The following is a 26,574-nucleotide window of genomic DNA, read 5'->3' as shown; positions in this document are numbered from 1 at the left end:
CCATGAATAACAACGAGAATAAAATCGATAAGGAGTTTAAACTCTCCTCTTGGGCTATAGACAACTCATCCGTGATTTACGTGATGATTGCAATATTCTTTTTTGTGGGATTATCATCATATTTTTCTATGCCTCGGGAGAATTTCCCCGAAATCAAAGAGACTAAAATATATGTAAGTACCCCGTTTCCAGGAAATACAGCAGAAGATATAGAGCGTCTGATCACCGACCCGTTGGAGGATGAGCTGAAGAATGTGAGTAACCTGGTGGAGATCGTGTCTACCTCTCAAGAAGACTATTCTATCATCACAGTTGAGTTTGATGAGGACCTCACGGTAGAGTCAGCAAAGCAAAAGGTCAAAGATAAAGTCGACGGAGAAAAAGCCAATGAAGACTGGCCACTATTCAATGGAGCCAAAGTAGAACCCAATGTGTTCGACCTGAATCTCTCTGAGGAGATACCTATAATGAATATCAATATCTCCGGTGACTATACTGTGGAGAAACTCAAAGAATATGGCGAATACCTAGAGGATGAAATTGAAGATCTTTCTCAAATCAAAGGAGTCGACATACGAGGCGCACAGGAAAGAGAAGTAGAGGTCGCCGTGGATGTCTATAAGATGATGGCTGCCAAAGTGAGTTTTGACGACATTCTGAAGTCCATCGGCAATGGAAATATGACCATGTCTGCGGGCAATCTTATTGTCAGTGGGCAGAGAAGAACCATTAGGATACTGGGAGAAATAGAGGAACCATCGGAGTTAAAGAATTTTGTCGTAAAGGCAGAAAACAACTCTCCGGTATATCTAAAAGATCTCGCCGAGGTCAGCTTTAAAGAAGAGGATAGGACGACTTATGCCAGAGAATTTGGTCACAATGTGGTGATGCTCGATGTCAAAAAAAGAGCAGGGAAAAACATGGTGGAAGCGGCGATCCAGATTCAGGAAATCATCAAAGACGCCAAGGAAAATCACTTTCCTCAGGATTTGCAGATTTCTATCAGCAACGATATGGCTCCCAGGACGCTCAATCAAGTAGATGACTTAGTGAATAATATCATCTTCGGTATTATCCTGGTAGTCACCGTACTCATGTTCTTCCTTGGGTTTAGAAATGCACTATTTGTTGGGTTTGCCATACCTATGTCCATGTTTATGTCATTCATGATCTTATCAGCCATGGGCTATACACTCAATACCATGATTCTATTTGGATTGATTATGGGACTGGGTATGCTGGTGGATAATGGTATCGTGGTCGTAGAAAACGTCTACCGATTGATGGAAGAGGAAGGCCTCACAAGAATACAGGCTGCCAAGAAAGGAATAGGAGAAATCGCATTTCCTATTATCATCTCTACAGCCACTACAGTAGCCGCCTTTGTGCCGCTAGGCATGTGGCCGGGAGTGATGGGACAATTCATGATCTATTTTCCAATTACGCTATCAGTAGTGCTAGGCTCTTCATTGTTCGTAGCCATATTTATGAACTCTATGCTAGTATCCAGATTTATGGAAATTGGCAAAAAAGAGCTTACCATCAAACAATTGGTACGGCTGACTGTGATCCTGGTAGCAATAGGCGCTTTTATGATGTTTACAGGCGGAGCGATGAAAGGCCTGGGTACACTTATGTTTACCAATGCAATCTTATTCTGGATATACAAATTTGCTATCAAAAGAGCAGCAGAGTGGTTTCAGGATAAAGTACTCGTACGCTTTGAAAATTTCTATGAAAAGAGATTGGTTCACGCCCTTAGAGGAGGAAATGTATTCTGGTACTTTGGACTTACAGTGGTCATGTTGATTGCAGCATTCGTATTTTTTGGAATGTCTGTAGGCTCTGGAAGAACTAAGATTGAATTTTTTCCAGACAACACACCGAACCAGATCATTGTATATATAGAATACCCACAGGGAACTGATATAGACAAAACAAATCAAATCACTAGCGAAATAGAGCAGCGAGTATACAGTATCATCAATGATGCGCAATATATGGATGGTGATAGCAATTTCCTCGTGGAGTCAGCAGTATCTCAGGTAGGAGAAGGAGCAGGCAATCCACAGACAGATGGAGGATCATCAGCTGAAATGCCTCACCGTGGAAAAATCACCGCGTCGATGAGAGAGTATAAATATCGCAGAGGGAAAGATTCTGAAAAACTCCGTGAAAAGGTACAGAACGCTCTAAAGGGCATCTACCCAGGGGTTGCGATCTCGGTTGAAAAGGATGCCGTAGGGCCGCCAGCTGGATATCCAATCAACATAGAAATCGAAGGCGGCGACTACGACGTGCTGATTGCTACAGCAGAGCGGATGAGAAACCATATCAACTCCAAAAATATTGCCGGTATCGAGGAGCTTAAAATAGATGTAAACAAGGACAAGCCGTCTATGCAAGTGGTAGTAGATCGAAAAAAAGCCGGAGAGCTCAATGTGGCCGTTGGTCAGGTAGGCAGTCAGCTAAGAAGATCCATCTTTGGCGAGAAGGCAGGTATCTACAAGAAGGACGGAGAAGACTATGATATCAACATAAGATTCAACGAAGATCTGAGGTACAATACCAGTGCGCTATTTAATCAAAATATCATCTTTAGAGATCAGTCATCTGGTAAGATCAAAGAAGTGCCGCTGTCAGCAGTAGCCTCACAGAAGAATACTTCTGGATTTAGTGCCATTAAGCACAAGGACAACAAAAGAGTGGTCACCGTGTATTCTGGACTGCAACCAGGATTTACCGATGCAGGAGCCATTGTAGCTGAAATCAAAGATGAAATGCAAGATTTCGGTAAGCTACCTTCAGGCGTTAAAATTGACTATACCGGGCAAATAGAAGAGCAAAATAAGCAGATGGCTTTTCTTATGGGTGCATTCTTCACTGGTTTGGGATTGATTATGTTGATCCTGATATTTCAGTTCGGAGGCATTTCGAAGCCAGCCATTATTATGATGGCTATTTTCCTCAGTTTTATCGGTGTATTTGGTGGGTTGATTATTACCGGATGGTCGTTTGTGATTATGATGACGATGATGGGTATCATCTCTCTCGCAGGTATTGTGGTAAACAATGGAGTGGTACTGCTTGATTATATAGAACTGCTGATCAATAGAAAGAAAGCCGCACTGGGAGTAGCCAAGGAAGAGTACCTCTCCAAAGAAGATGTCAGAGAAGCCGTGATCAAAGGTGGAAAAGCAAGATTGCGCCCTGTGATTTTGACCGCTATCACCACTGTCCTTGGTCTTATCCCATTGGCAATAGGTCTTAACGTGGATTTTTTCTCACTATTTACCACCTTCGACCCTAAAATATACATGGGTGGAGACAACGTAATATTCTGGGGGCCGTTGGCCTGGACAGTGATCTTTGGTCTTATCATAGCTACTTTCCTTACTTTGATTATCGTGCCGGTCTTGTTCACGATTGTATATAGAATGAAGTATTGGATACACAGAAAGCGAACCAAGTCAGTAGCTTTAGAAGCTGCGTAGAAACAATAAATATTTAGACAAGAGTCAAAAAGCGGGTGAATTCATCACTCGCTTTTTTTGTGTCCAAAAATTCAACAAGCTGATTATATTTGCCGTCCAAAACTAGAACAACAATTGTGACCCCGATGATGAAGTTCGATGACACCCAAGTGGCATTCTCGGACAAGTCTAATCTTGACTTGAGAAGAATGTATTTCCTGTTTGTAACTATGAACAACCCGACCATTGCCAAATTCGGGATTTGGATGACAGTATTCGCACTCAAAATTAAGCTGCCTATACAATGGATGATCAAGAAAACCATCTTTGCTCAGTTTTGCGGAGGTGAGTCCCTGGAGGACTCCAGAGGCACTGTTGAAAAATTAGCTGCTTCAAATATTCATACTATTTTGGACTACTCAGTAGAAGGCGAAGAATCAGAGAAGGTTTTCGATGACAATAGAGATGAAATAATTCGCTCCCTTGAAATGGCAGCCAACAGCGAGAATATTCCCACCGGAGTCATGAAATTAACGGGCTTTACAGCCTTTGATCTACTAGAAAGGAAACAATCAGGAGAGGTACTTTCTACAGAGGAAAACACTAAATATGCTGCTTTTTTGGCGAGAGTAGATCAAATCTGTGCTAAAGCTGTAGAGGTCAAGAAGTACCTCTTTATAGACGCAGAAGAATCATGGATACAGGATGTAATTGATCAGGTGGTTTATGATATGATGGAGAAATACAATAAGCAGACCGTTTATATCTTCAATACATATCAGATGTATCGTACCTCATCACTGCAAAACCTAAAGGACGCCCATCGCCACTCCCTTAATAAAGGGTACAAAGTAGGAGCTAAGTTAGTACGCGGGGCATATATGGAGAAGGAGAGAGATAGAGCCAAAGAAGAAGACTACACCGATCCCATACAACCAGATAAGAGATCATCAGACGCCGACTATGATGCAGCAGTTGTCTACTGTCTGGAGCATATTGATGAAATCTATTTATGCGCTGGCACACATAACGAGAATAGTTCGAGACTCACAGCAGAGAAAATGGAAACCCTGGGTATAGCTAAAAATGACCCGAAGGTGTATTTCGCTCAGCTTTATGGCATGAGTGACAACCTATCCTATACCTTGGCTAATGAAGGGTACAATGTTGCCAAATATGTTCCTTATGGCCCCGTGGCCAAGGTGTTGCCTTATCTGATGAGACGTGCCGAAGAAAATACCTCTATCGCAGGTCAGAGCAGTCGTGAATTTTTGCTTGTCAAAAAGGAGGTAGCCAGGAGAAAAAAGATCAAGGCTTGACCATTTAGATCTAAGGCAAATGATTTCAGATTATCTGCTAGATGGTAAGCTAAATGTTAGCCTCAGGTTAATTTATTTCTAAATAAAAGCCGTTCATCATTAATTTGATTTCTAAATTGATAGCACTGCTTTTCGGTTAAACAAAAATGATTAACTTCCGAGTTTTTAGATCCAAAATTTCAGTAGCTAAAAAGCATGAGAAGTAGCGAGAGTAGTAGTGAGAAAAGAGAAGCTTCGCTTTTAGAAGCCTTTATTCCGATAGTATTTCTAATTGTTTTTTTGTCAATCAATGTCTCCATTTTTGGAGACGATGCACTATCCGGCTCCAACCAAATAGTACTGATCCTTTCTGCTATGGTAGCTGCCATCATGGCCTCCACATTTGGCTACCGATGGGATGAAATTCAAAAATCAATTGTCAAAAGTATCACCTCAGCCATGGGGTCTATTCTGATACTGCTTATGATTGGTTCTCTAGCTGGGAGCTGGCTCATCAGTGGGATCGTACCAGCTATGATCTACTACGGACTCCAGATTCTAAACCCAACGATATTTCTCTTTGCCGCATGCATAGTTTGTGCTATTGTGTCTATGGCAACCGGCAGCTCCTGGACTACAGCAGCTACAGTTGGCATCGCCCTGATTGGAATCGGGCAAGCCATGGGAATCAATGAAGGTGTCGTAGCAGGCGCAATTCTCTCAGGCGCCTATTTCGGAGATAAGATGTCACCACTATCGGATACCACCAATCTTGCACCAGCGATGGCAGGCACAGATCTATTTACCCACATTCGATATATGATGTATACCACCTTCCCAACTATCGGAATTACCTTGGTCATTTTTCTGGTTATGGGTTTTTTCAACACGGCACCTGAGACAAGCGTCAACACCAACGAGGTGCTCGAGGCCATATCCTCCAAGTTCAATGTTACCGGTTGGTTGTTTATAGTCCCCGTAGTGGTTATTGTATTAATTGTAAGAAAAGTGGCCGCCTTTCCAGCGCTTATGATAGGTACGCTATTAGGAGTAGTATTCGCACTTATTTTTCAGCCACAAGTCATTGTAGAAGTATCAGGATATACTGGAGTATATTGGAAAACCATGTTTGTCGGTGTGATGAAAGCCCTATATGGCCACGTAGGAGTAACCACCACAGACCCGATGGTCAATAAGCTATTGAGTTCGGGAGGGATGTTCAAAATGCTGAACACTATATGGTTGATAGTCGCCGCCATGATGTTTGGTGGAGTAATGGAAGGCTCAGGAATGCTCAAAGTCATAGCAAGAGCCATTATGAATAAGATAGAATCCAGTGCAGCGCTCATAGCCTCAACTGCTGGTACCTGCATATTTTTCAACGCCACGGCCTCAGATCAATATTTGGCCATAGTGGTACCAGGTAGAATGTATGCAGATCTATATAAGGAAAAAGGACTGGCACCCGAAAACCTTAGCCGAACACTAGAAGATTCAGGTACAGTTACCTCTGTGCTGATACCATGGAATACTTGTGGAGCATATCACTCGGGAGTGCTTGGGGTAGGCGTACTGGCATTTGCTCCCTATTGCTTTTTTAATATCATTAGCCCATTTATGACTATATTATTTGGATATTTAAACATAAAAATTCGTCGACTAAGTGATAAAAAATCAGATTTGAATGGAGATTAGAAAGATTACTAAGGAGGAGGTAAATGCACTTCCATTGATGAAATATGAGGGAAAGTGTCAGATAATCGAGAACCAAAACCAGATTCCAAAAGCCATAGAAGCTTGCAAAAGTGCTTCCGTTCTAGGCTTCGACACCGAAACGAAACCGGCCTTTAGAAAAGGTGAATTCTATCCTGTAGCATTATTGCAAATCGCTCTACCGGATAAAGTATTCCTCTTTAGATTAAATAAAATAAAACTCACCGAAGAAATCGTAGGCCTCTTTGAAGACCCAAAAATAAAGATTGTCGGCATTGGCATCAGGGACGATATCAAAGACTTGCAAAAGCTGCGTCAGTTTGAACCGAGTGGGTTTGTGGATCTCAACGAGTTTGGGTCAGAACTGGGATTTGAAAGCATCGGAGCTCGAAACTATGTTGGGATGTTTATGAATTTTAGAATCTCAAAAAGCCAGCAAGTGTCAAATTGGGAAAATGAGAAACTGACCGAATCGCAAATCAGTTATGCTGCTACGGATGCATGGATTTGTCTGGATATCTACAAAAAGATGATTGAAATCAAGGATAATCTATCAGAGTAACATCCACAGACTAACAATAAAATTCTTTACAATCTGTAAACCTGCGCAGGATTTATTTTATATTTATCCCTAAGCAAAGCCTTTGTTTGAGAATCTAATTACCCGACGACAGACTGCAAATGAACAATCTTAGAAAAAAACATACCAACCAACTCAATCACCTCAAAAATATAGTGGCATTCAGAGAGTTGATGGAGGGGTCGGATGTCAACATTGTCTATCTAGGTAAGATCACTCAAAACACTATTAACGGTATCACTGCCATGACCGAAGAGGACATGACAGATAAGAAGGAAGACAAGAAGGTCTCCAGAAGAGTATACCATGTCATGATAGAGGCCCTGCAGAACATTTGTAAACATGCCGATAGCACAGCAGAATATGCTTCAGATAGCCTTGAGGATGGTTTGGCTAAAGATGGGATCTTTTTGATTGGAGACAATGACTATGAATATTATGTCACCACGGGCAATCAAATTTCGCTCGATAATGCCGTTCGACTTCGAGATATTTTGGATCGGGTCAATTCGCTCGACAAAGAAGAGCTGCGCTCCTTGCACAAAACAACTATGGAGAATACAACCATCTCTGAAAAAGGTGGCGCCGGATTGGGATTCATCGACATCAAAAAACGAACCGGTACAGAATACGAATACTATTTTGAGCCATTGGATGCCAAACATTGTTTTTTCATATTGACCATCCGAATCAAGAAAGAAGACGCTTAAATAAGTGCTCTCCGAATGACCTGAAATACAGTGAACCTGTCTAACGTCAAACTGTTGCTTTCAATTGACGTATATTTTTACTAACTTATTGATAGACATTAAATTAATTTCTTTTATTACATCTTTACTTAATCACTTAAGTGATTCTACCTATATTCCATTTTAGGTACAAAAACGGATTGAATCAAGAGAGAAAAATCTCTAATATTGAATCTTAGAATAGTTATAAACCATAATTGACTAATAAGAGAATTAATAAAATATTTGAAGCGCGACAATGGATGGATATTTCATACGGCCTACTGGTACAACCCCTTCGGTAAACTTCCGACCTGGAAATGGTGAGTTGGAACTGCGGGGAAATTCTATGCCTGATGATCCCTTAAGCTTCTATGGACATGTATTCAGCCATCTGGCTGCATTGGATAATCAAGAGCTAGAGGCGATTAATGTGAATATTGCACTAAAAAATATAGCCGACTCGAGTACTTATCTGCACATCCTGGTGAAGAAATTAATTTCGCTCTCCACGGAAAAAAGGCCACTGAACGTGACGTGGTATTATGAAAAAAATAGAACTAGTATTTTAGACATAGGCCGAGAGATCAGCGAGCATTACAATCATCCATTCAAGTTTGTAGAAGTGTTCAAAATCAAGGATCAACTTAGACAAGCGTCCTAGCTAATTCCCTAAATATTTCTTATTGGTTTATACTTCACTTTCTGATAGGAAATGGAAAGTTCTAATAGAAGACATTATCCTTTTCTAAATGCGATGAATGTTATAATTTAACTAAAGAATCGTGTATATTAGAAAAAACCAATTTTACCTAAAAATATACGTCATCTAACTTAATCGAAGAGGATTCGAGAGATACAGAGTATGAGAAAATGCCTTGTTTTTTTATTCATTTTAGTGGTTGCAGTCAATTTTAGCCAAATTCATACAGCTATGGCCTTCTCCTCGAATACTGCTGGATTCCATGCGGATTCGAAATCTGTAGTCGTGCCACAAGAAAATACCCCCTCCAAACAAACCAGTGAAACAGAAAGTACCGCCCTTGCAATTATGGTTGGACTCGTAGTTTTATTGCTTGCCGTATTTGGCGGCGCTTACTATTACATTTCCCAACTCAAAAAAGAGGTATTTACAAAAGATCTTCAATTCAACGACTTTCGTAGACAATTACAATCCAAAGACGCCCATGTCGCCAAACTGCAACAAGCCTATCAGAAGTCCTTGAATCAGAAAAAAGAAATGAAAGCAGTTTTCACTACAGAATACAATAAACTGCGGGCCAATTATAAAGAACTACTAAAGATAAAAGCCAAATTGTCAGAGCAACAGGCAGCTAGAGAAGAACTGAATAAAGCCAATCAGACACTCGAGAAAACGCAAGCACTACTGCTACAGTCTGAGAAAATGTCTTCGCTGGGACAGCTTACCGCAGGAATTGCTCACGAAATCAACAATCCGGTCAATTTCGTAGCCAATGGAGTAAATACACTGAAAGATAATTTTAAGCAGTTAAATGTTTTTATCGAAAACTATAAGCGAATCTGTGAGCTGGAGAGCCTGGATGAAATAAAAAAATATTACAAAATACAACGAGAAGACGATCATCACTTTTCAGAACTACACACCTCCACCAACGAATCTCTCGACGATGTAGAATATGGAACCACCAGGATCACCGAGATTGTCAATGGACTCCGCGTATTCGCCCGACATGACGAAGTCGAAATCAAAGAAGCTGACGTCAATCAAATTCTTGAGAATGCAGCTGTGATACTCAAACCTAAGTATAAGAAAAAGGCGAAAATTCTGAAAGACCTGGATACCAATCTGCAACCAATAAAATGCCTGCCGGGTCAGCTCAATCAAGCACTGGTAAATTTAATAGGCAACGCCTGCGACGCCATCGATTTTAAAGGAACAATCAACCTGAAGACTGAAGAAATAGACGAAGATCATATCAAAATTTCGATTACCGATGACGGCAAAGGCATGTCAGAGGAAACAGTAAAAAAGATCTTCGATCCATTTTTTACTACTAAAGAAGTTGGAAAAGGTACTGGCCTTGGTTTGGCTATTACCTACGGCATCATCGAAAAACACAACGGCACCATAGAAGTAGAAAGTGAAGAAGGCAAGGGGACTACATTCATGATCACCTTACCCAAAAAACTAAGGAAAGTAAATAAATCTGTAGAAACCGCTATAGCATAAATTTATTGTGGAAGGAGTATTAGACAGAACATATAAAGACGAAGAAGTCAAAAAATACAGCATCCTATACGTGGATGACGAAGAAGTCAATCTTCGGATTTTTCAGCGTGCGTTTAAGCGCCACTACAACGTGCATACCGCTCCATCTGGTCAGGATGCCATCCGCGTTTTGGCTGAGAATAAAATAGATTTGATCATGACAGATCAACGAATGCCTGGCATGACCGGCGTCGAATTGCTCATAGAAATAGTTCCTCAGTATCCGAACATCGCTAGAATGATCATGACAGGTTTTAGTGATGAAGATGAAATAATCAGAGTGGACAAAGAAGTGGGATTGGATCGGTTTCTTGTGAAACCATGGAATCAAGAGGACCTCAAGGAAGAATTTGATAAGGCCTTGGAGCTGAGAAATCCAACCGAAACAGAAGAAAAAAAGCCGGATACCCCGAAAGAAAAAAAACCACTACCCGAACCAAGCACCAAGACCAAACAAGAACTCAAAAAGGAAATCATTAAGTCAGTAGAAGCACGTAAAAACATGCTTTCTACCGTGAATATGGATCAGGTCATAGAATTCAACGTCTCTTTGCGAGAATCTCTAATGCCCCGTCAAGAAGAGCTCCGATTATATCTGGAAGATGCCTTTATTCTCTATGAACATAATCGAGTCAATCACAATGGCTACTGGTTTGGTGAGGTAGCAGATAAGCTGCTCATTACCTCTTTCAACACCAATTCCGGAGTCATTCACGCACTTACTCTCAATACCTTTATTTGCGCTACCCTCATGGAGCTCATGTATAAAGACAAAATCTATGATCCCAAAGAAATTCTGGCCTCACTTTCAACACGAATTCAAAATCGATTTTTTGGAAAAAAATATGATGAGAACATCTGCTCAGTAGATATAGCGCTGCTTGTGTATGACAAGCAGGACGAATCTCTTTTGTTTGGTGGAGCCAATCATAATTTATATTCATTCAATAAGAAGGGAGACTTTAATACCCTTTCCGGAAATGTAGCTCCATTGATACCTGGAGTGTCTCCAGATATAGATGTGCTTCAGTTCGACACCTTCGAAGTTTCAGAGCTATACTTCATTTCCAACAATGTAATCGACGACAGCACAAAGAAATCCGACGGAAATTCTGCCCTTTTGAGTACACAATTACTTCTGGAAGAGCTACACAGATTTCCTATGATCATGCAGTCAAAACTGCTGCGAGAATACAAATACAAAAGCTTGATAGGCGTTCGATTCTGACGACAACCAGGATCAATGATTTTTTAATATTTCAGTAAAAAATGGCACTAGGAAAAAATTTAAATAAGGGGAAAAAGGATAAGCCTTCAAAAAATGAAGGTGCCAAAAAGACTGTGATTAAAGAGGCCGTCAAGGACATTGCTGAAACAGTAGTTGACAAACCAGCGATCAACAAACCAGAAGCTGTCCGCCAGGAATCAAGCCCAGTAGTGACGAAAGAGCCAATCCTCGCACCGGTAGACTCGAAGACAGAGTTAACTCCCGAGGTCGAGGAGGAAGAAAAAAGTAACATGCTGGTAGTATTCCCTGTAGGTAGCGAAGAATATGCCTTCGAAATAGCCCAGATCAAAGAAGTCGTTACTGTCCCACCTATTTCGCCTATTCCACAGACCAAGAGTTACATTCGAGGGGTCGCCAATGTGCGGGGAAATGTACTGGCTGTATTGGATCTCGCTCGAAAATTCGGACTAAAAAAGCAGGAAGCTGAAGACTATATCAACTATGTGATTGTAATCAAAAGCGAAAAAATCAAAGTGGCATTGGCCTCAAGTCAGGTGCCAGAAACATTTATTATTAAAGATAGCCAGATCGATAGTACAGCAGACGTTATTCGCAAATCGAGTAGCGAGCAGAACTACATCAAAGGAATAATCAAAAAAGACAAACGAATGATAATCTTCATAGATGTGCTGGAAATGATGGAAAACGAACAACCTGTAAATCTATGATGTAGTGAAAGACCATATTGTTAGTCCATAAATGAAAATAAAATATAAACCAACCTAACTCCTAATACTGGCCATGTGGTCAACTCTTAAATCTAAAAGAGACTGTTATGTTAAACAATCTTACTATTCGGAGAAAACTTATGTTTTTGGTGCTAGGTATCACTGTGGTTACCTACGTATCGGCATTGGGTTATATGGCTATCACAATGAAGCAGTATGCATTGGATGAAGCTGAAAAATTGTCTCAAACCTTTAACCGGCAGGAAGCCAATGCACTCAAGGCCAAATTGGACGAATTAATGGCAGTGTCCAGAACTATGTCTTCCGTAGCTAAGGACTATCTCACCTTGCCAAGCGAAGAGCGAATAGCTCGACAAAGTAAGCTGCTGAACAATGTGCTTGGAGATAATGATGGAATAGATGTTACCTGGATCAGCTGGGACCTCAAGGCACTCGACCCGGCATGGCCATACGAATATGGTAGAGAACGGCATATTGTTGTGAGGCTGGACAATGGAGTAAAGGAAATCAATGAACGTACAGACATAGATGGTTTTGAAGAAGATGATTTCTACTATCAAATAAAAAAATCTGGAATTGAGACCTTGATCGAGCCCTATGAATTTGACGAAAACAATTTGCTTTCATCGGGTAAGCAACTCGGTACTTCACCAATTGTACCCATTATTTTAGATGGCCGGCATGTAGGTCAGGTGGCATCTGACATTTCTCTAAAAAGTTATCAGTCAATGGCTAATCTGGAGAATTACCAGACCAGTCACTCCTTTTTGCTGTCCAGCAATGGAACAATTGTAGCTCATCCGGATCAAACTCTTATAGGCGAAAACATAAACCAAATCTATTTGGGAAAAAACCTAAAAATAGACTCTGAAAATCAACTTTCAGAAGGGCAATCCAAAGCTATGACCATCGAAAACCAAAATGGTGAAGAAGAATACCTGACCGTATATCCGGTCTATCCGGGGAGATCGATCGATCCCTGGTACGTAGGTACTGTGGTTCCTATGTCAGAAATATTGACTGGAGTCAACACCAAATTGAATGTAAGTGTTATAGTAGGTGTGATCGGGCTCGTTTTGCTTGTGATTTTTCTCAGAGTAATCACTGGAAATATCACCGATGCCATAGATAAATCAAATGATCTGCTAGTCAAGCTCGCCAAAGGAAATCTTAATACCGATCAAAGACTCTATGTGAAGTCCAATGATGAACTGGGAACCATGGCTACTTCTATCAACACACTCATAGACGAATTGAAGAAAAAGGCCGATTTCTCTAGTCAGATAGGTGAAGGAAATCTCGATGTACCCTTCGAAGTATCAGGTAGCAATGACGTTTTGGGTCACTCATTGCTCAAAATGCGTGACAACCTACAAATCGTAATCAACGAAACCAAAGGAGTGATACAAGATGCTGTAGAAGATGGTAATTTTAGTACCCGCGTAGTGGAAGAAGGAAAGACTGGCGCCTGGCAAGAGCTCAGCAAATCCATCAACAACCTTTTGGCGTCCTTCGTTGCTCCACTGATCGTGCTCAATAGAATCATCAAAGCCATGGCCGATGGAGACCTCACCCATCGATACTCAGAAGAAGCTAAAGGAGAGGTGAAAGAGATGGCTGACAATTTCAATCTGGCACTTGACAATATTGATGGACTGCTAAACCAGATTACCAAAAGCTCAGGCGTAGTGGAAGAGGCCTCCGCAGAGATGAAAATCACCACCGAAGAGATGTCAACCAATACCACGGAAATAGCTTCTGCAATTGCCCAAATGAGTAATGGAGCACAGAATCAGGTATCTAAAGTAGACGAGTCCTCCACACTCATCGAAGGCATATTGGCCTCCTCAAATGAAATGGCAGTCAAAGCCGAAACCATTAACAATGCCGCCAACAACGTGGTAAAAAGAAGTCAGAAAGGACTCGAAATGATGAACAAAGTAGTGTTCAATATGGATGACATTTCAGAATTTTCTACCAAGACGCAAGAATCCATAAAGGTGCTCTCAGAACGTTCCAAAGAGATCGCCAGAGTGTTAGGAGTCATCACCGAAATTGCCTCACAAACTAACCTACTGGCACTCAATGCAGCTATAGAAGCTGCACAAGCAGGAGACGCAGGCAGAGGGTTCGCAGTAGTTGCAGAAGAAATTAGGAAACTGGCAGAAGACTCACGCACCTCTGCAAAAGAAATAGAATTGCTGGTTTCCGGTGTTCAGAAAGACACCCAGGAGGCCGTCACAGTGATTGATATCATGAACGCCAGTGTGAAAAACGGAAGTGAAGCCTCAGGAGAGGCCTCTGGGGTATTCAAAGAAATTTTAGAATCAGCCACGGATAATTTGGGCTTTTCTGAGGAGATCTTGAATGACACCAAATTACAGATAGGCGATATCAATGAGGTAGTTTCTCTCACTGAAGCAATCGTGGTAATAGCGGAAGAAACCGCCGCAGGTACCGAGGAAGTAGCCAGCTCTGCTACTCAGCTCTCCAGCGGTATGGAATCATTCAACGAACGTACACAAAGCCTTGCCCATGTGGCTGAGACACTCAATACAGGTGTGAGTATGGTCAAGCTAACTGGAGCGGCCAGTGAAAACACTGCTATATTTAAAATGCGTGAAGCATTTGAACATGAAAAGGCACTGCTCGATGCCCTGCTCAATGAAATGCCTGACTACATATATTTCAAAGACAGAGAGTGCAAGTTTATCCGTAATAGCGTATCACACGCCAAACAATTCGGAGTAAAAGGACCAGAAGAATTGATTGGAAAATCCGACTTTGACTTCTTTGGTGAGCATGCCCAAAAAGCATATGAAGATGAGGTTCGTATTATGGAAACCGGTGAGTTGATACTCAATAAAGAAGAAAAAACTGACCTAAAAGATGGAACCGAGTTTTGGTCCTCTACCACCAAATTGCCCCTCAAAGATTTGGAAGGCAATATCATAGGTACCTATGGTATCACCAGGGATATCACCGAATCAAAACTCAGACAAATTAGAGAATCCGAAAGACGTCAGAGCGAAATCAAAGCAGATCTGGAAGTAGTCAGAAAACAAAACGAATTATTCGGAGGAATACTCAACTACATAGACTACAAAATTGCCCTGATCAATCATGATGGCAAAATCTATCTGGCTAATGAAGCGGTGGCTAAGGACTTTAAGCGGCCTGTTGAAGAAATTTTAGGCAAGAGTAATTTTGATTTTTATGACGCAGAATTTGCAGAGAAAGTCAAGAAGAATGAAGACGAATTAGTAGCTTCTAGAAAGCCAGTAATAAGTCTTGAAAAAGTGAAAATCCGTGATGAACAAAAGTACTGGTTCATTCGAAAGGTGCCAGTCTTCATACCCGAATTTGAAGATTGGGGTCTACTGGTGATCCAGAGTGAAATCGAAGAGGAAAAAATAACGCAGAAGGATTATATTCCTAAACTAAAAGAAATGCACCCTGAAGTGGTGCTAGATATCTAACACTAACCCGATAAATGACTTTATAACCGTCAAAAGTGTTGAAATGATAAATAACATAACAGTTAGAAAAAAGATGATGTTCTTCATCTTGGGGATTACAGTGGTCATCTATTTGATCACCTTGGGATATATTGGATATAGTCTCAGAGAAAAAGCAATCGTAGAAGCGCAGAGACTAGCCGACACCTTTTCTTCGCAAAAGGCTAACGAAATCAAATCTATACTCAATGAAGATATGGCAGTGGCGCGAGATATGGCAGCCATAGTCAAAGATTACACCTTCAAGCCCAAAGCCCAAAGGGATAGTTTGAGAAAGTCACTAATGGTCAATATCCTCAAGACCTACCCTAAATATGACGCCGTTTGGATGAGCTGGCAGCTTTGGGCAATTCAGCCCGGCTGGGAAAAAGAAAATGGTCGAGAACGAGTCAATTTCTATATGAGAGACGGTAAAGTCAACAACTCATCCGAGCTGGCCAATTTGGACAAAGATCCGGATAGCGGCATTTACTATCATCTCAAAAACACGCCAAGCGAAAGTGAAAAGTTGTCCGAGCCTTATTGGTACCTCGACTACGACTACAGCTCAAACCGAAGAGATTCTATTCTGGGAATATCACCGACTGTCACTATAAAAGTAGACGGGCGTTTTGCAGGTGTAATAGGCTCCGATATGACCCTGGATGATTTTCAGTCTATGTCAGAGGTGGCCTTCTTTGACAAAGGATATGCCTTCCTGCTTTCCAACAAGGGTGTAATCATAGCACATCAGAATTCAGATTTCTATAGCCATTCCATTGATACATTGAGCTTTACAAAGTCGATAGACCTGGATGAGGCTAAAGCGAAAATAGCCGCAGGCGAACATTTTTCTTATACCGTCTATGATGAGACATTTGGTGAAGAAGTGTACATTTCTTTCGCACCAGTGAACATAGGTAAATCTGATTACCCTTGGTCCGCAGCTACTATAGTGCCTGTTTCAGAAATAACAGCACCATTTAATGCCACCTTAAAAATCACTATCGTAGTTGGTCTGCTGGGACTGGCATTGCTATCGCTTGTGATTTTGAAAATATCGAACCACATCACCTCATCCATCGAGAATTCCAATCACCTACTAAAAGACCTCGCATTAGGAAAACTCAATCAAAATCAAAAACTGATTGTAGATTCGAATGACGAACTTGGAGAGATGGCAACATCCGTCAACGTGCTGGTTGACGAACTTGTCAAAAAAGCAGAATTTTCTAAAGAAATTGGCATTGGCAACCTAGACTCAAAATTTGAAGTAGCCGGTGATCAGGATAGCCTGGGTCATTCACTACTCAAAATGAGAGATAATCTAAAAGAGGTCCTTGACGACACCAGTTCAGTTGTGGAGAAAGCCGGAGAAGAAGGAGACCTGAGTGCAAGAATTAAAACAGAAGGCAAGCAAGGTGGATGGAAAGATCTTGGAGAATCCATCAACAATCTCCTACACTCAATCTCTATTCCAGTGATCGCTGTAAATGACATTGTCAATGCCATGGCCGAAGGCGACCTTACGAAGCGTTTTACAGGACAAGTCACAGGAGATATGGAAAAACTATCTCACAACTTAAACAAGGCACTCGACAACTTAAAGGAGCTCCTGAGTGACATTGCGGATTATGCCAACGTAATTGATGAATCCTCTGCAGAAATGAACGTCGTCAGTGAGGAAATGAACACCAATACAAAAGAAATTGCATCCGCCATTTCCGAAATGAGCAATGGAGCACAGACTCAGGTAAGTAAAGTAGATGAATCCTCCAACCTTGTAGAAGGCATTCTGAAGTCATCCAACGAAATGGGTGAACGCGCAGAAACCATAAATGAGGCAGCTAAGCTTGGAGTGAACAGCAGCGAAAAAGGACTGGACATGGTCAATAAGGTAGTGTTCAATATGGAAGATATTTCAGAATACTCGTCCAAGACCCAAACTTCAATCAATGTACTCATGGAGCGCTCCACAGAGATCACCAGAGTACTTGGAGTAATCACAGAAATCGCATCTCAAACTAATCTTCTCGCTCTGAATGCAGCAATTGAAGCCGCTCAGGCAGGAGATGCAGGCCGTGGATTTGCAGTAGTCGCCGAGGAAATCAGAAAGCTCGCAGAGGACTCTCGCAACTCCGCCAAAGAGATCGAAAAACTGATCAATGACGTGCAAACAGATACCAAAGAGGCTGCCAGTGTCATCGAAATAATGGGCACCAGTGTAAAGAATGGAGATCAGGCTTCCAAAGAAGCCTCAGAAGTATTTAAAGAAATTGCTGATACGTCAGAAAAAACATTTAGCCACTCACAGGAAATTCTGCAAGCCACCAAACTGCAAGTGAAAGACATCAATGCGGTAGTGGCCATTACAGAAAATGTGGTCGTCATCGCAGAAGAGACCGCGGCCGGAACGGAGCAAGTAGCCAGCTCAGCCACTGAACTTAGCTCAGGCATGATGGGATATACGGAAAAATCTCAGAAATTGGCAGATGTCGCTGCCCAACTGAAACAAGGACTGAAAAAATTTATTCTATCTAAAAGTTAATAACCGCATATGTTTAAAAAAATAGCCATAAGAAAAAAAATGATGCTTTTTATACTTGGAGTGTCAATCGCCATTTACGTGGTGACCTTGAGCTATGTGAGTATCAAACTTAGAGAAAATGCCATTGTCGAAGCTAAAAAACTGGCCAATTCGCTGGCCTTGCAAAAGGCCAATGACATTAAAGCTAAGCTGGATGAAGGGATGGCTGTATCTAGGTCTATGGCTGACATCATAAAAGCATATCCCTTCTTTCCAAAGGAGCAACGTGAACAAATGCAAAAAGACCTCCTGGTTAATATTCTGAAAAGCTATCCAGAATATGACGGCATTTGGCTCAGTTGGGAGCTCGAAACTATAGATCCGGAATGGGATAAAACCTATGGAAGACAGCGGACCACCTACTATTTCAAAGATGACGAGCTCAAGGATAATAACGATTTTGTAAACCTTGAAGGAGACGATGTCAACAGCATTTATTATCGTCACAAAATCAAAATGAATGAAGGTATAACAGAACCATATTTTTACGACAACTATGACCGTGGAGTTAAAACCAAAGTCCTGGGAATATCACAAAGCGCCTCTATTATTGTCAATGGTAAATTTGCAGGCCTCATAGGTTCAGATCTCTCGCTGGAAGATTATGAACGTATGACCACCTTCGATGATTTTGATCGTGGGTACGCATTTCTGGCCTCCAACAACGGCGCTATCGTCGCTCACCCAAACAAAATGATTAGAAACCATCTACTCGATACGCTGGGACTCGTAGGAGATGTTGATTTAAAAGAATCTGTTAGAACCGGTTCTTTTGCCTCGTTCATCAGTTACGATGCCGGATTAGGTGAAGAAGTGTATGTTTCCCTGGCACCTATTCCTGTCGGCAGATCTTCCGACCCTTGGGCAGTAGGAATGGTCGTACCCATGTCCGAAATCACAAAATCTTTTAATGCTACATTTAGAACTACCATCATTGTTGGACTCATAGGTTTGGTGCTGCTCTCTCTGGTTATTTGGAGCATAGCCGATCAAATCATCTCCTCCATAGAAAAGTCAAATGATTTGCTCAAAAAATTGGCATTGGGAGAATTAAATCAAGACAAGAAACTTGTTGTAGACTCGGAGGACGAACTCGGAGAAATGGCTGACTCAGTAAACGTTCTGGTGGATGAGTTGAGTAAAAAGGCCAGCTTCTCTAAAGAAATAGGGCAAGGTAATCTTGAGGTTGCCTACCAGGCAGCCAGTGAACAGGACATACTGGGATACTCTCTCCTCAAGATGAGAGATAACCTCAAAGAAGTACTCGACGAAGTCAAAGAAGTAGTAGAAGAAGCCGGAGTGGTAGGAAATCTAAATGCCACAATAAAAACAGAAGCCAAACAAGGCGGGTGGAAGGACCTGAGTGAATCAGTCAACAATCTGCTGCTATCGGTGTCCAAACCAGTCATGGCTGTCAACGATATCGTCAATGCAATGGCTGAAGGAGACCTGACAAAAAGATTTACCGAGCAAGCCAGTGGAGACTTGGCCAGACTATCTGGCAACCTTAATAAGGCGTTGGATAATCTAAATAAACTGCTACACAGTATTTCTCATAATGCCAATATAATAGATGAATCCTCTGCCGAAATGAGCGTGGTCAGCGAAGAGATGAATACCAATACCAAAGAAATTGCATCGGCGATTTCAGAAATGAGTGGAGGAGCACAAACTCAGGTAGGAAAGGTGGATGAATCCTCCAATCTCATCGAAGGGATATTGCGATCCTCGCACAATATGGGCGAACGGGCAGAAACCATCAACGAGGCAGCAAAACTGGGGGTGACCAGCAGTGAAAAAGGACTCGAAATGGTCAATAAAGTCGTATTCAATATGGTGGACATTTCTGAATACTCCGCTAAGACCCATGATTCAATCCAGGTACTTACGGAGCGGTCCGCCGAAATTACTAGAGTGCTCAGCGTGATTACTGAGATCGCCTCGCAAACAAATCTACTGGCACTCAATGCAGCGATCGAAGCCGCACAAGCAGGGGACGCTGGACGTGGATTTGCTGTAGTTGCAGAAGAAATTAGAAAACTGGCCGAAGATTCAAGAAATTCAGCCAAGGAAATTGAAAAGCTTGTGAATGATGTGCAGGCAGATACTACCGAAGCCGCTCAAGTCATAGATATCATGAGCAAAAGTGTTCAAAACGGTGAACAAGCCTCGAAAGAAGCATCCGAAGTTTTCAAAGAAATCTCCGATAGCTCAGATAAGACCTTTAGGCACTCACAAGAAATTTTGGAAGCCACAGGATTGCAAGTCAAAGACATCAATGAAGTAGTAGCCATTACCGAAAATGTCGTAGTGATCGCTGAGGAGACCGCCGCTGGTACAGAGCAAGTCGCTAGCTCAGCTACAGAGCTTTCTTCTGGGATGACCGGATATACCGAAAAATCCCAGCGTCTGGCCAAAGTAGCAGAAGAACTCAAAACGGGTATTAGCCAATTTGTACTATCAAAAGAATCAGAAATTAATGACTAAGGTAATAGCGATAGTAAATCAAAAAGGAGGCACCGGCAAAACTACCACCACGGTAAACCTTGGCTGTGCACTCGCTAAGAGAGGCAAGAAGGTATTATTAGTGGACCTCGACGCACAGGGAAATCTGAGCTACTCCTTAGGCATCTTAGAAATAGAGAAATCTATTGGTCAGGTGATCCTCGGTGAGGTCGAATTCGAAGATATACTTATCGAGCGAGAGGGACTCGTAGTCGCTCCAGCTGAGATAGATTTGGCAGATGTTGAAATCAACATAGCTGGAGAACTCGCAAGAGAGTCGATTTTGAAAAAAGTGCTGGCAAGCACAAAAGGATACGATTATATTCTGATAGACTGTCCTCCTTCGTTGTCGCTGTTGACAATCAATGCACTCAATGCCGCCAGCCGCGTAATCGTGCCCTTGCAGATGGAAGTCCTGAGTTTGCAAGGACTAGATCAAATTATTTCCACGATCAATCAGATCAAAGAAGTGCTCAACGAAAAGCTGGAAATTTTAGGTCTGCTTCCCGTCATGGTCGACAGTAGGAGAAAGCTGAGCAGAGAGATATTCGAGCATATAGAGGATAATTATAATTTTAAAATATTTAATTCCAGAATCAGAACCAACGTGAGAGCAAGCGAAGCACCGTCGTTTGGTGAAAGCCTTATTAGCTATGCCCCCACGTCAAATGGAGCGAAGGATTATATGTCCTTTGCAGACGAAATATTAAAAGCAAAATGATCATAAAAATAGGATAGTTGATGGCTTTAGGTAAGAATGTAAAGAAAGATAAATTGATTCCTTCCAAACCCGGAAAAGAGCAGCCGACTGCGAAAAGTAAGGCTGGCAAAAAAGCTACGCCTAAGCCAGCAAAGCCAAAGGCTAAATCGAAAACTCCGATCCAGACGAAAAAGGTGACAAAAAAAGCTGCAAAACCAGTTGAAGTAGCCTCAGCGCCACCCGTGCAATTGGAGCCTATTCATGCTCAGGAGACAAAACCGCAAGATCAGGTAGCAAAGGAAGGACAAGTACCATATCCCATAGCCAAAAGAGTACTTCCAGCGAACTATCTCACTCCCGAAGAGATGGAGAATCGTCAACAACTCAAGGCCAAATATGACCAGGAAATACAGCAGCTCAAGGGACAAAGTGTCCAGCTCATCGTATTTGTATTAGGAGGAGAACGATACGCACTGGAAATAGACAAAGTAAAAGAAATTGTGCCCAAGCCGGAGACCTCCAAACTGCCGCGAGCACCGGAGTATATCAAAGGTGTAGCCAATATCAGGGGATCAGTGATGGTAATTATGGATCTGGAAAACAAGTTTGAATTGTTTAAACCAGAGGAGATTAATGAAAAGAATTTTGCTCTTATCATCAAAAGCGATCGATTCAAAGCTGGGATATTGGTGGCAGAAGTGCCAACTACCCTCAAGATACAAGGAGATGTCATTGAAAGCTCTTCCCAAATAATGAGCAATACCGTTCTGGATGAAACATTTATCAAAGGGCTAATCAAGCAAGAAGATGGAATGATAATTCTTCTAGATATAATAGAACTAATAGAAAGCGACGAAATAAGAGTAATAGCTGAATCCGTAACGGACAGCCAGTAGTATGAAAAACATAAGAGTTCTTATAGCAGACGATTCTGGCTTTATGCGCCTCCTCATTTCAGATATTTTATCCGAAAATGACGGTATTGAGGTAGTAGGTGCTGCTGTGGATGGAAAAGATGCACTTGCAAAAGTCAAAGAATTGAAACCCGATATTCTACTGCTCGATATGAATATGGGAGAATTTGACGGCATATATGCGGTAAAAAACATCATGAAATCGGCGCCATTACCCATTTTGATTCTGAGCTCCGTCGGAAACACCAACCTTCAGCCTATATTCGACGCTCTCAAAGAAGGAGCCGTAGATTACCTCAACAAACCCTCGAGGGGAAATGCTAAAATCCGCCTGATTGAAAATGAGCTGATTCAGAAAATCCGTAGCGTAACCAGAGCAAAGCCTATGGCTGTCAAAGCCAGCTCCAAGAACACGCATAAGCACACTTTCGATGAGAATAGTAAATATAGTGCGATCATGATCGGAGCCTCTACTGGAGGTCCCAGCGCATTGGAAGAAATAATAGTCTCTTTGCCCTCCAACCTCAATGTGCCAGTGATTATTGGACAACATATGCCGACCAATTTTATAGCGCCATTCGTAAAACGGCTAAATAAGCTGAGCCCGCTGAATGTGGTAGTAGGGACCAAAGATATGGAACCCGCTCCCGGAAAAATCATCATTGCGCCTGGTACAGGAAATATGATCCTGAAGAAAAAAGGCAAAAAGACAGTCATCGACTTTACCGACCGCCAATTCAAAGAATATAATAACCCCTCCATCAATTCTATAATGCTTTCAGCCGCCGAAGTATACGGCAGCCGAGCCCTGGCCGTCATCCTTACCGGTATGGGTAAAGATGGAGTAGATGGAATGCTTGCCATCAAAAAAGTTGGCGGATATACCATCGCGCAAAATGAGAAATCAAGCGTTATCTACGGCATGCCCAAAGTAGCAGTAGAATGTGGGGCGATTGAAAAATCAATCGATATTAAAGAAATAGGGAGCTTTTTAGTCAATTGTTTATAACAAAACCGAAAAACATTGAAGTCAAAAGAATCAGAATATAGAGAACTCTTCCACTCCGAAGCTTTAGAGAACTTTGAAGAATTAAATCGACTGTTTACCGATCTGGAAAACGACAACAACGATATACATTCCATCAACTCCATTTTCAGAATTGTGCACACACTCAAAGGGAATGCCATGGGAATGGGATTCGATAGTATAGCAGAGCTGACACATGTGATGGAAGATGTGATGGATGCTGTACAGCAAGGAAACATGGCGCTCAACAAAGATCTATTTGACAGCCTCTTCAAGGCCAATGATAAACTCGGAGCCCTAATCGATGCACTTAAGACCGAACAAAAAGTATCCTACCTTGGAATCAAAACCAAACTTTTTGTACTTCTGGAAAAGTACACTAAGGCCGTGGAGGCCAAAACAGATGAGCCAATCCAGCAAAAAGAAGCCCCTGTTATTGAGCCTAATAAAGAAATACCTGAGCCCGTATCAACTCAGATAGCTGAAGAGAAAGAGAAGAAAGCCTTTGATTTTGAAAGAGAAAAGGACTTGGAGTTAAGCGAAAATCAAGTTGTAAAACCACAAGCTACCAAATCAGAGATCACCTTCACGGATGTGATTCAGATTCCTGTGAAAAAAATGGATGAGCTAATGACACTTGTGGGACAGCTTATTATCGAAAGAGATCGACTCATCACCTTAAGCAACGTTGATGGCAAGCGCACCTCAGAGTTCGAAGGGCTGCAGCGGCTCACTTCAGATCTACAGTATAGTGTGATGAATGCCAGGATGGTTCAGGTTGGATTTTTGTTCAATAAATTTCATAGAATAGTCAGGGATGTAGCCGCCATAGAATCTAAAAATGTTGGCTTGGTTCTTCAAGGCACGGAATGCGAAATAGATAGAAATATTCTAAAAATCATGAGTGACGCCATGATTCATTTGGTACGAAATGCAGTAAGCCACGGCATCGAAGACAGCGAGACCAGAAAGGCAAAAGGAAAACCCGAACGAGGAACCATCATACTAAGCGCGCACTACGAAAAAGACAATGTAGTCATAGAAGTATCAGACGATGGCAATGGAATAGATGCTAATATCATCCGGAAGAAAATTGTAGAAAAAGGTTTGGCCAAAAAAGAACTTGCGGAGCACCTCTCAGACAAAGAAGTGATTATGTACATTTTTGAACCTGGATTCTCAAATGCCGAAAAAATCACTGAAATTTCAGGCAGAGGAGTTGGGATGGATGTTGTAAAAAAAGCAGCCGAATCTATTGGAGGCCAAATCAATGTCGATACCGAAGTAGGGATGGGCTCCACCATCAAATTGAATCTACCCTCGTCGATGGCACTAAAAGGAGCATTGCTTTTCGCATTGGACGAGCAAGAGTATGCTGTAGCGCTATCGTTTACCGAAGCGGTCATTTCGCTGACCAAAAATGAAATCCATCGCATTACAGACGGCCTGATGGCGCAGTATCTTGATCAAACCATACCATTAATATTTTTGAAGGATATCATAGGGTTGGAAAACCTAATGGATTGTCAAAAAGAGGGGGTGTTACACCAATCATTTGAGCAAACCGAAGAAGACAAAAAACTCGATGTGATTGTATTATCATACGCAGGAAAATTGCTTGGAGTAGTAGTAGACAGACTACTGCAACAAAAAGAAATAATAGAAAAATCGATGGTGAAGCCATTAGAGAAAACCAAGCTGCTGAGCGGCACTACCATTTTAGGTAACGGTAGAGTTTGCCTGGTAATTGATGTTTCTACCATCACAGATCTAATGTTTAAAACATTAGCTCAGAAAACAGTAGAAAGTGAAAATTAGTATTAAACTTACACGCTATGTTCGATAATTTGACAGAAAGGGAAGTCGACGCCACCAATAAACTGCTGCGGTTTGGATTGTCAAAAGCAGCGAAGGCCCTCCAAAGTGTTCTCGGCAGTGAGACCAACCTGGTTAGCTTTGATACCACACTCGACCGAGTGTTGGATGTGCCTCAGTATTGTACCAAAACAGAAAATAAAACTCATCTGCTTAAAACGGAGCTCGTAGGAGATATTAAAGGATTTTGTCATTTGATCTTCTCTGAAGATGAAGTTCAAAAAATTCAGAATGTAGGCCTACCCGAAGAAGTGCTCATGACTAATAATCCAGAAACCCGGCTAATGAAGCTTGAGTTTTTGACAGAAATTGATAATATGGTGGCAGGTTCCGTTATCACTCAGCTGGCCAATTTTCTCGATCTTGAAATTTATGGAAATGTACCTTCGCTGCATGTCATGCAAGCCAGCGAAGTCAATAAGTATATACAGGCCGAATCTGCTGTTTATGATTCTAAGGTAGAATTTAGAGCGATATTCAATATTCCTGAATTAAACGTCCGACCAGAGTTTGTGTGGCTACTTCAGGAGAGTTTTCTAAACAAGATGAAGGATAATGCAGAACAAGTACTTACCAGAGAGATAATCTAATTTAATCCCAACGAGTAAAAGCTACCAATGTGATAGACAGTATATCGGACGAAGAACTAGATGCACTAATGCAAGCCTTGAAAAATAGGTATGGACTGGATTTCACTAATTATGAAAAAAAGTCTCTGAAGCGTAGTATTGTGCGCCTAATGATGAAACACAAAATGAGCTCCATGCTTGAGTTGTGGGCCAGAATACTGAAAGACAAGGAATTTTTTGAAAGGGGCATAGATGACCTTCTCGTAAACCTGACTGAGCTATTTAGAAATCCAGATGCGTGGTTAGTGATTAAGGACCGCATACTCGACCATTATGCAGCAAAACACCGATTAAGTGTATGGCATGCGGGATGCTCGACTGGCGAGGAGGTCTATACTATGGCCATTGTATTAGAAGAGAAAGGCATGCTTCGCAAAACCCGCGCATTAGCTACGGATTTGAGCTCCATTGCATTGAAAAAGGCCAAATTGGGCGACTATTCTCTGCTGATTTTAGAGCAATATCTTAAACCATTCCTGTCTTTTTACCCAAGTAAGAAACTGGCTGATTTTTTTAATTTTAATGAAAGCCACGCCACCATAAAACCTGACTATAAAAGTCATGTCACCTTCCAAAAACATAATTTGGTGCATGACGACATGACGATCAAACATGACATAATATTCTGTAGGAATGTAATGATCTACTTTGATGAAAAATTAAAACTTCAAGTACTTACACTCTTTCATAAAAGCCTCGCTGACGACGGATTTCTGATCATAGGGTATTATGATATTATGCCCGATAGTGGGAAGGAATTGTTTGAGGTTTTTGATGTCAGAACAAGAATTTACAAAAAGAAGAAACTAAAAAAATAAGG

Annotated in this window: 18 protein-coding genes; all 18 read left to right on the top strand. The window is 41.6% G+C overall.

Going from position 1 to position 26,574, the window contains the following annotated elements; translation table 11 throughout:
- The first annotated feature begins 2 nt into the window (after nt 1–2).
- Entirely contained in the window at nt 3–3,494 is a 3,492-nt protein-coding gene (locus ABJF11_RS16375; protein ID WP_348121128.1) for an efflux RND transporter permease subunit, read from the top strand.
- Nucleotides 3,495–3,619: 125 nt separating this feature from the next.
- Nucleotides 3,620–4,792, top strand: a complete 1,173-nt coding sequence (locus tag ABJF11_RS16370) for a proline dehydrogenase family protein (RefSeq protein WP_348121127.1) — start codon at nt 3,620–3,622, stop codon at nt 4,790–4,792.
- A 195-nt stretch (nt 4,793–4,987) separates the two neighbouring features.
- Nucleotides 4,988–6,466 carry a Na+/H+ antiporter NhaC gene (nhaC, locus tag ABJF11_RS16365; RefSeq protein WP_348121125.1) on the top strand — a complete coding sequence of 493 codons (1,479 nt, stop codon included), beginning with the start codon at nt 4,988–4,990 and terminating at the stop codon, nt 6,464–6,466.
- Nucleotides 6,456–7,046: a 3'-5' exonuclease gene (locus ABJF11_RS16360; RefSeq protein ID WP_348121123.1), complete on the top strand. Its 591-nt coding sequence runs from the start codon at nt 6,456–6,458 to the stop codon at nt 7,044–7,046. The genes nhaC and ABJF11_RS16360 overlap by 11 nt, the downstream gene beginning before the upstream one ends.
- Nucleotides 7,047–7,165: 119 nt before the next feature.
- Complete coding sequence (locus tag ABJF11_RS16355) at nt 7,166–7,774, top strand: SiaB family protein kinase (protein ID WP_348121121.1); 609 nt, start codon at nt 7,166–7,168, stop codon at nt 7,772–7,774.
- Nucleotides 7,775–8,051: 277 nt separating this feature from the next.
- Nucleotides 8,052–8,456, top strand: a complete 405-nt coding sequence (locus ABJF11_RS16350) for a SiaC family regulatory phosphoprotein (RefSeq protein WP_348121120.1) — start codon at nt 8,052–8,054, stop codon at nt 8,454–8,456.
- A 270-nt stretch (nt 8,457–8,726) separates the two neighbouring features.
- The gene (locus tag ABJF11_RS16345; protein WP_348121118.1) at nt 8,727–10,004 is read left to right on the top strand and encodes an ATP-binding protein; all 1,278 of its coding nucleotides are present in this window, start codon (nt 8,727–8,729) and stop codon (nt 10,002–10,004) included.
- A 7-nt stretch (nt 10,005–10,011) separates the two neighbouring features.
- The gene (locus ABJF11_RS16340; protein WP_348121117.1) at nt 10,012–11,271 is read left to right on the top strand and encodes a response regulator; all 1,260 of its coding nucleotides are present in this window, start codon (nt 10,012–10,014) and stop codon (nt 11,269–11,271) included.
- 41 nt (nt 11,272–11,312) lie between these two features.
- Nucleotides 11,313–11,999: a chemotaxis protein CheW gene (locus tag ABJF11_RS16335; RefSeq protein ID WP_348121116.1), complete on the top strand. Its 687-nt coding sequence runs from the start codon at nt 11,313–11,315 to the stop codon at nt 11,997–11,999.
- 107 nt (nt 12,000–12,106) lie between these two features.
- Nucleotides 12,107–15,499 (top strand): methyl-accepting chemotaxis protein, encoded by a 3,393-nt coding sequence (locus tag ABJF11_RS16330; protein WP_348121114.1) that lies wholly within the window; start codon nt 12,107–12,109, stop codon nt 15,497–15,499.
- 43 nt (nt 15,500–15,542) lie between these two features.
- Nucleotides 15,543–18,065: a methyl-accepting chemotaxis protein gene (locus ABJF11_RS16325; RefSeq protein ID WP_348121113.1), complete on the top strand. Its 2,523-nt coding sequence runs from the start codon at nt 15,543–15,545 to the stop codon at nt 18,063–18,065.
- Between the two features lie 9 nt (nt 18,066–18,074).
- On the top strand, nt 18,075–20,591 hold the full coding sequence (locus tag ABJF11_RS16320; RefSeq protein WP_348121112.1) for a methyl-accepting chemotaxis protein: 2,517 nt from the start codon (nt 18,075–18,077) through the stop codon (nt 20,589–20,591).
- On the top strand, nt 20,584–21,330 hold the full coding sequence (locus ABJF11_RS16315; RefSeq protein WP_348121111.1) for an AAA family ATPase: 747 nt from the start codon (nt 20,584–20,586) through the stop codon (nt 21,328–21,330). Before ABJF11_RS16320 ends, ABJF11_RS16315 begins: the two co-directional genes overlap by 8 nt.
- Nucleotides 21,331–21,350: 20 nt before the next feature.
- A complete protein-coding gene (locus ABJF11_RS16310; protein WP_348121110.1) occupies nt 21,351–22,205 on the top strand; it encodes a chemotaxis protein CheW in 855 nt (284 codons plus the stop codon).
- Nucleotide 22,206: 1 nt separating this feature from the next.
- Nucleotides 22,207–23,232 (top strand): chemotaxis-specific protein-glutamate methyltransferase CheB, encoded by a 1,026-nt coding sequence (gene cheB / locus ABJF11_RS16305; RefSeq protein ID WP_348121109.1) that lies wholly within the window; start codon nt 22,207–22,209, stop codon nt 23,230–23,232.
- A 15-nt stretch (nt 23,233–23,247) separates the two neighbouring features.
- Complete coding sequence (locus ABJF11_RS16300) at nt 23,248–25,068, top strand: chemotaxis protein CheA (RefSeq protein WP_348121108.1); 1,821 nt, start codon at nt 23,248–23,250, stop codon at nt 25,066–25,068.
- Between the two features lie 17 nt (nt 25,069–25,085).
- The gene (locus ABJF11_RS16295) at nt 25,086–25,715 is read left to right on the top strand and encodes a hypothetical protein (RefSeq protein ID WP_348121107.1); all 630 of its coding nucleotides are present in this window, start codon (nt 25,086–25,088) and stop codon (nt 25,713–25,715) included.
- 29 nt (nt 25,716–25,744) lie between these two features.
- A complete protein-coding gene (locus ABJF11_RS16290; protein WP_348121106.1) occupies nt 25,745–26,572 on the top strand; it encodes a protein-glutamate O-methyltransferase CheR in 828 nt (275 codons plus the stop codon).
- Nucleotides 26,573–26,574: the final 2 nt, after the last annotated feature.

This window comes from Reichenbachiella sp. (genome assembly GCF_039941815.1).
GTDB lineage: Bacteria > Bacteroidota > Bacteroidia > Cytophagales > Cyclobacteriaceae > Reichenbachiella.
This window is presented reverse-complemented; position numbering and strand designations above follow the sequence as displayed.

What these genes read in the sequence shown, in the direction of transcription:
- ABJF11_RS16375 (WP_348121128.1), top strand. Translation starts at nt 3, where the DNA reads ATGAATAACAACGAGAATAAAATCGATAAGGAGTTTAAACTCTCCTCT.
- ABJF11_RS16370 (WP_348121127.1), top strand. Translation starts at nt 3,620, where the DNA reads ATGATGAAGTTCGATGACACCCAAGTGGCATTCTCGGACAAGTCTAAT.
- nhaC (WP_348121125.1), top strand. Translation starts at nt 4,988, where the DNA reads ATGAGAAGTAGCGAGAGTAGTAGTGAGAAAAGAGAAGCTTCGCTTTTA.
- ABJF11_RS16360 (WP_348121123.1), top strand. Translation starts at nt 6,456, where the DNA reads ATGGAGATTAGAAAGATTACTAAGGAGGAGGTAAATGCACTTCCATTG.
- ABJF11_RS16355 (WP_348121121.1), top strand. Translation starts at nt 7,166, where the DNA reads ATGAACAATCTTAGAAAAAAACATACCAACCAACTCAATCACCTCAAA.
- ABJF11_RS16350 (WP_348121120.1), top strand. Translation starts at nt 8,052, where the DNA reads ATGGATGGATATTTCATACGGCCTACTGGTACAACCCCTTCGGTAAAC.
- ABJF11_RS16345 (WP_348121118.1), top strand. Translation starts at nt 8,727, where the DNA reads ATGGCCTTCTCCTCGAATACTGCTGGATTCCATGCGGATTCGAAATCT.
- ABJF11_RS16335 (WP_348121116.1), top strand. Translation starts at nt 11,313, where the DNA reads ATGGCACTAGGAAAAAATTTAAATAAGGGGAAAAAGGATAAGCCTTCA.
- ABJF11_RS16330 (WP_348121114.1), top strand. Translation starts at nt 12,107, where the DNA reads ATGTTAAACAATCTTACTATTCGGAGAAAACTTATGTTTTTGGTGCTA.
- ABJF11_RS16325 (WP_348121113.1), top strand. Translation starts at nt 15,543, where the DNA reads ATGATAAATAACATAACAGTTAGAAAAAAGATGATGTTCTTCATCTTG.
- ABJF11_RS16320 (WP_348121112.1), top strand. Translation starts at nt 18,075, where the DNA reads ATGTTTAAAAAAATAGCCATAAGAAAAAAAATGATGCTTTTTATACTT.
- ABJF11_RS16315 (WP_348121111.1), top strand. Translation starts at nt 20,584, where the DNA reads ATGACTAAGGTAATAGCGATAGTAAATCAAAAAGGAGGCACCGGCAAA.
- ABJF11_RS16310 (WP_348121110.1), top strand. Translation starts at nt 21,351, where the DNA reads ATGGCTTTAGGTAAGAATGTAAAGAAAGATAAATTGATTCCTTCCAAA.
- cheB (WP_348121109.1), top strand. Translation starts at nt 22,207, where the DNA reads ATGAAAAACATAAGAGTTCTTATAGCAGACGATTCTGGCTTTATGCGC.
- ABJF11_RS16295 (WP_348121107.1), top strand. Translation starts at nt 25,086, where the DNA reads ATGTTCGATAATTTGACAGAAAGGGAAGTCGACGCCACCAATAAACTG.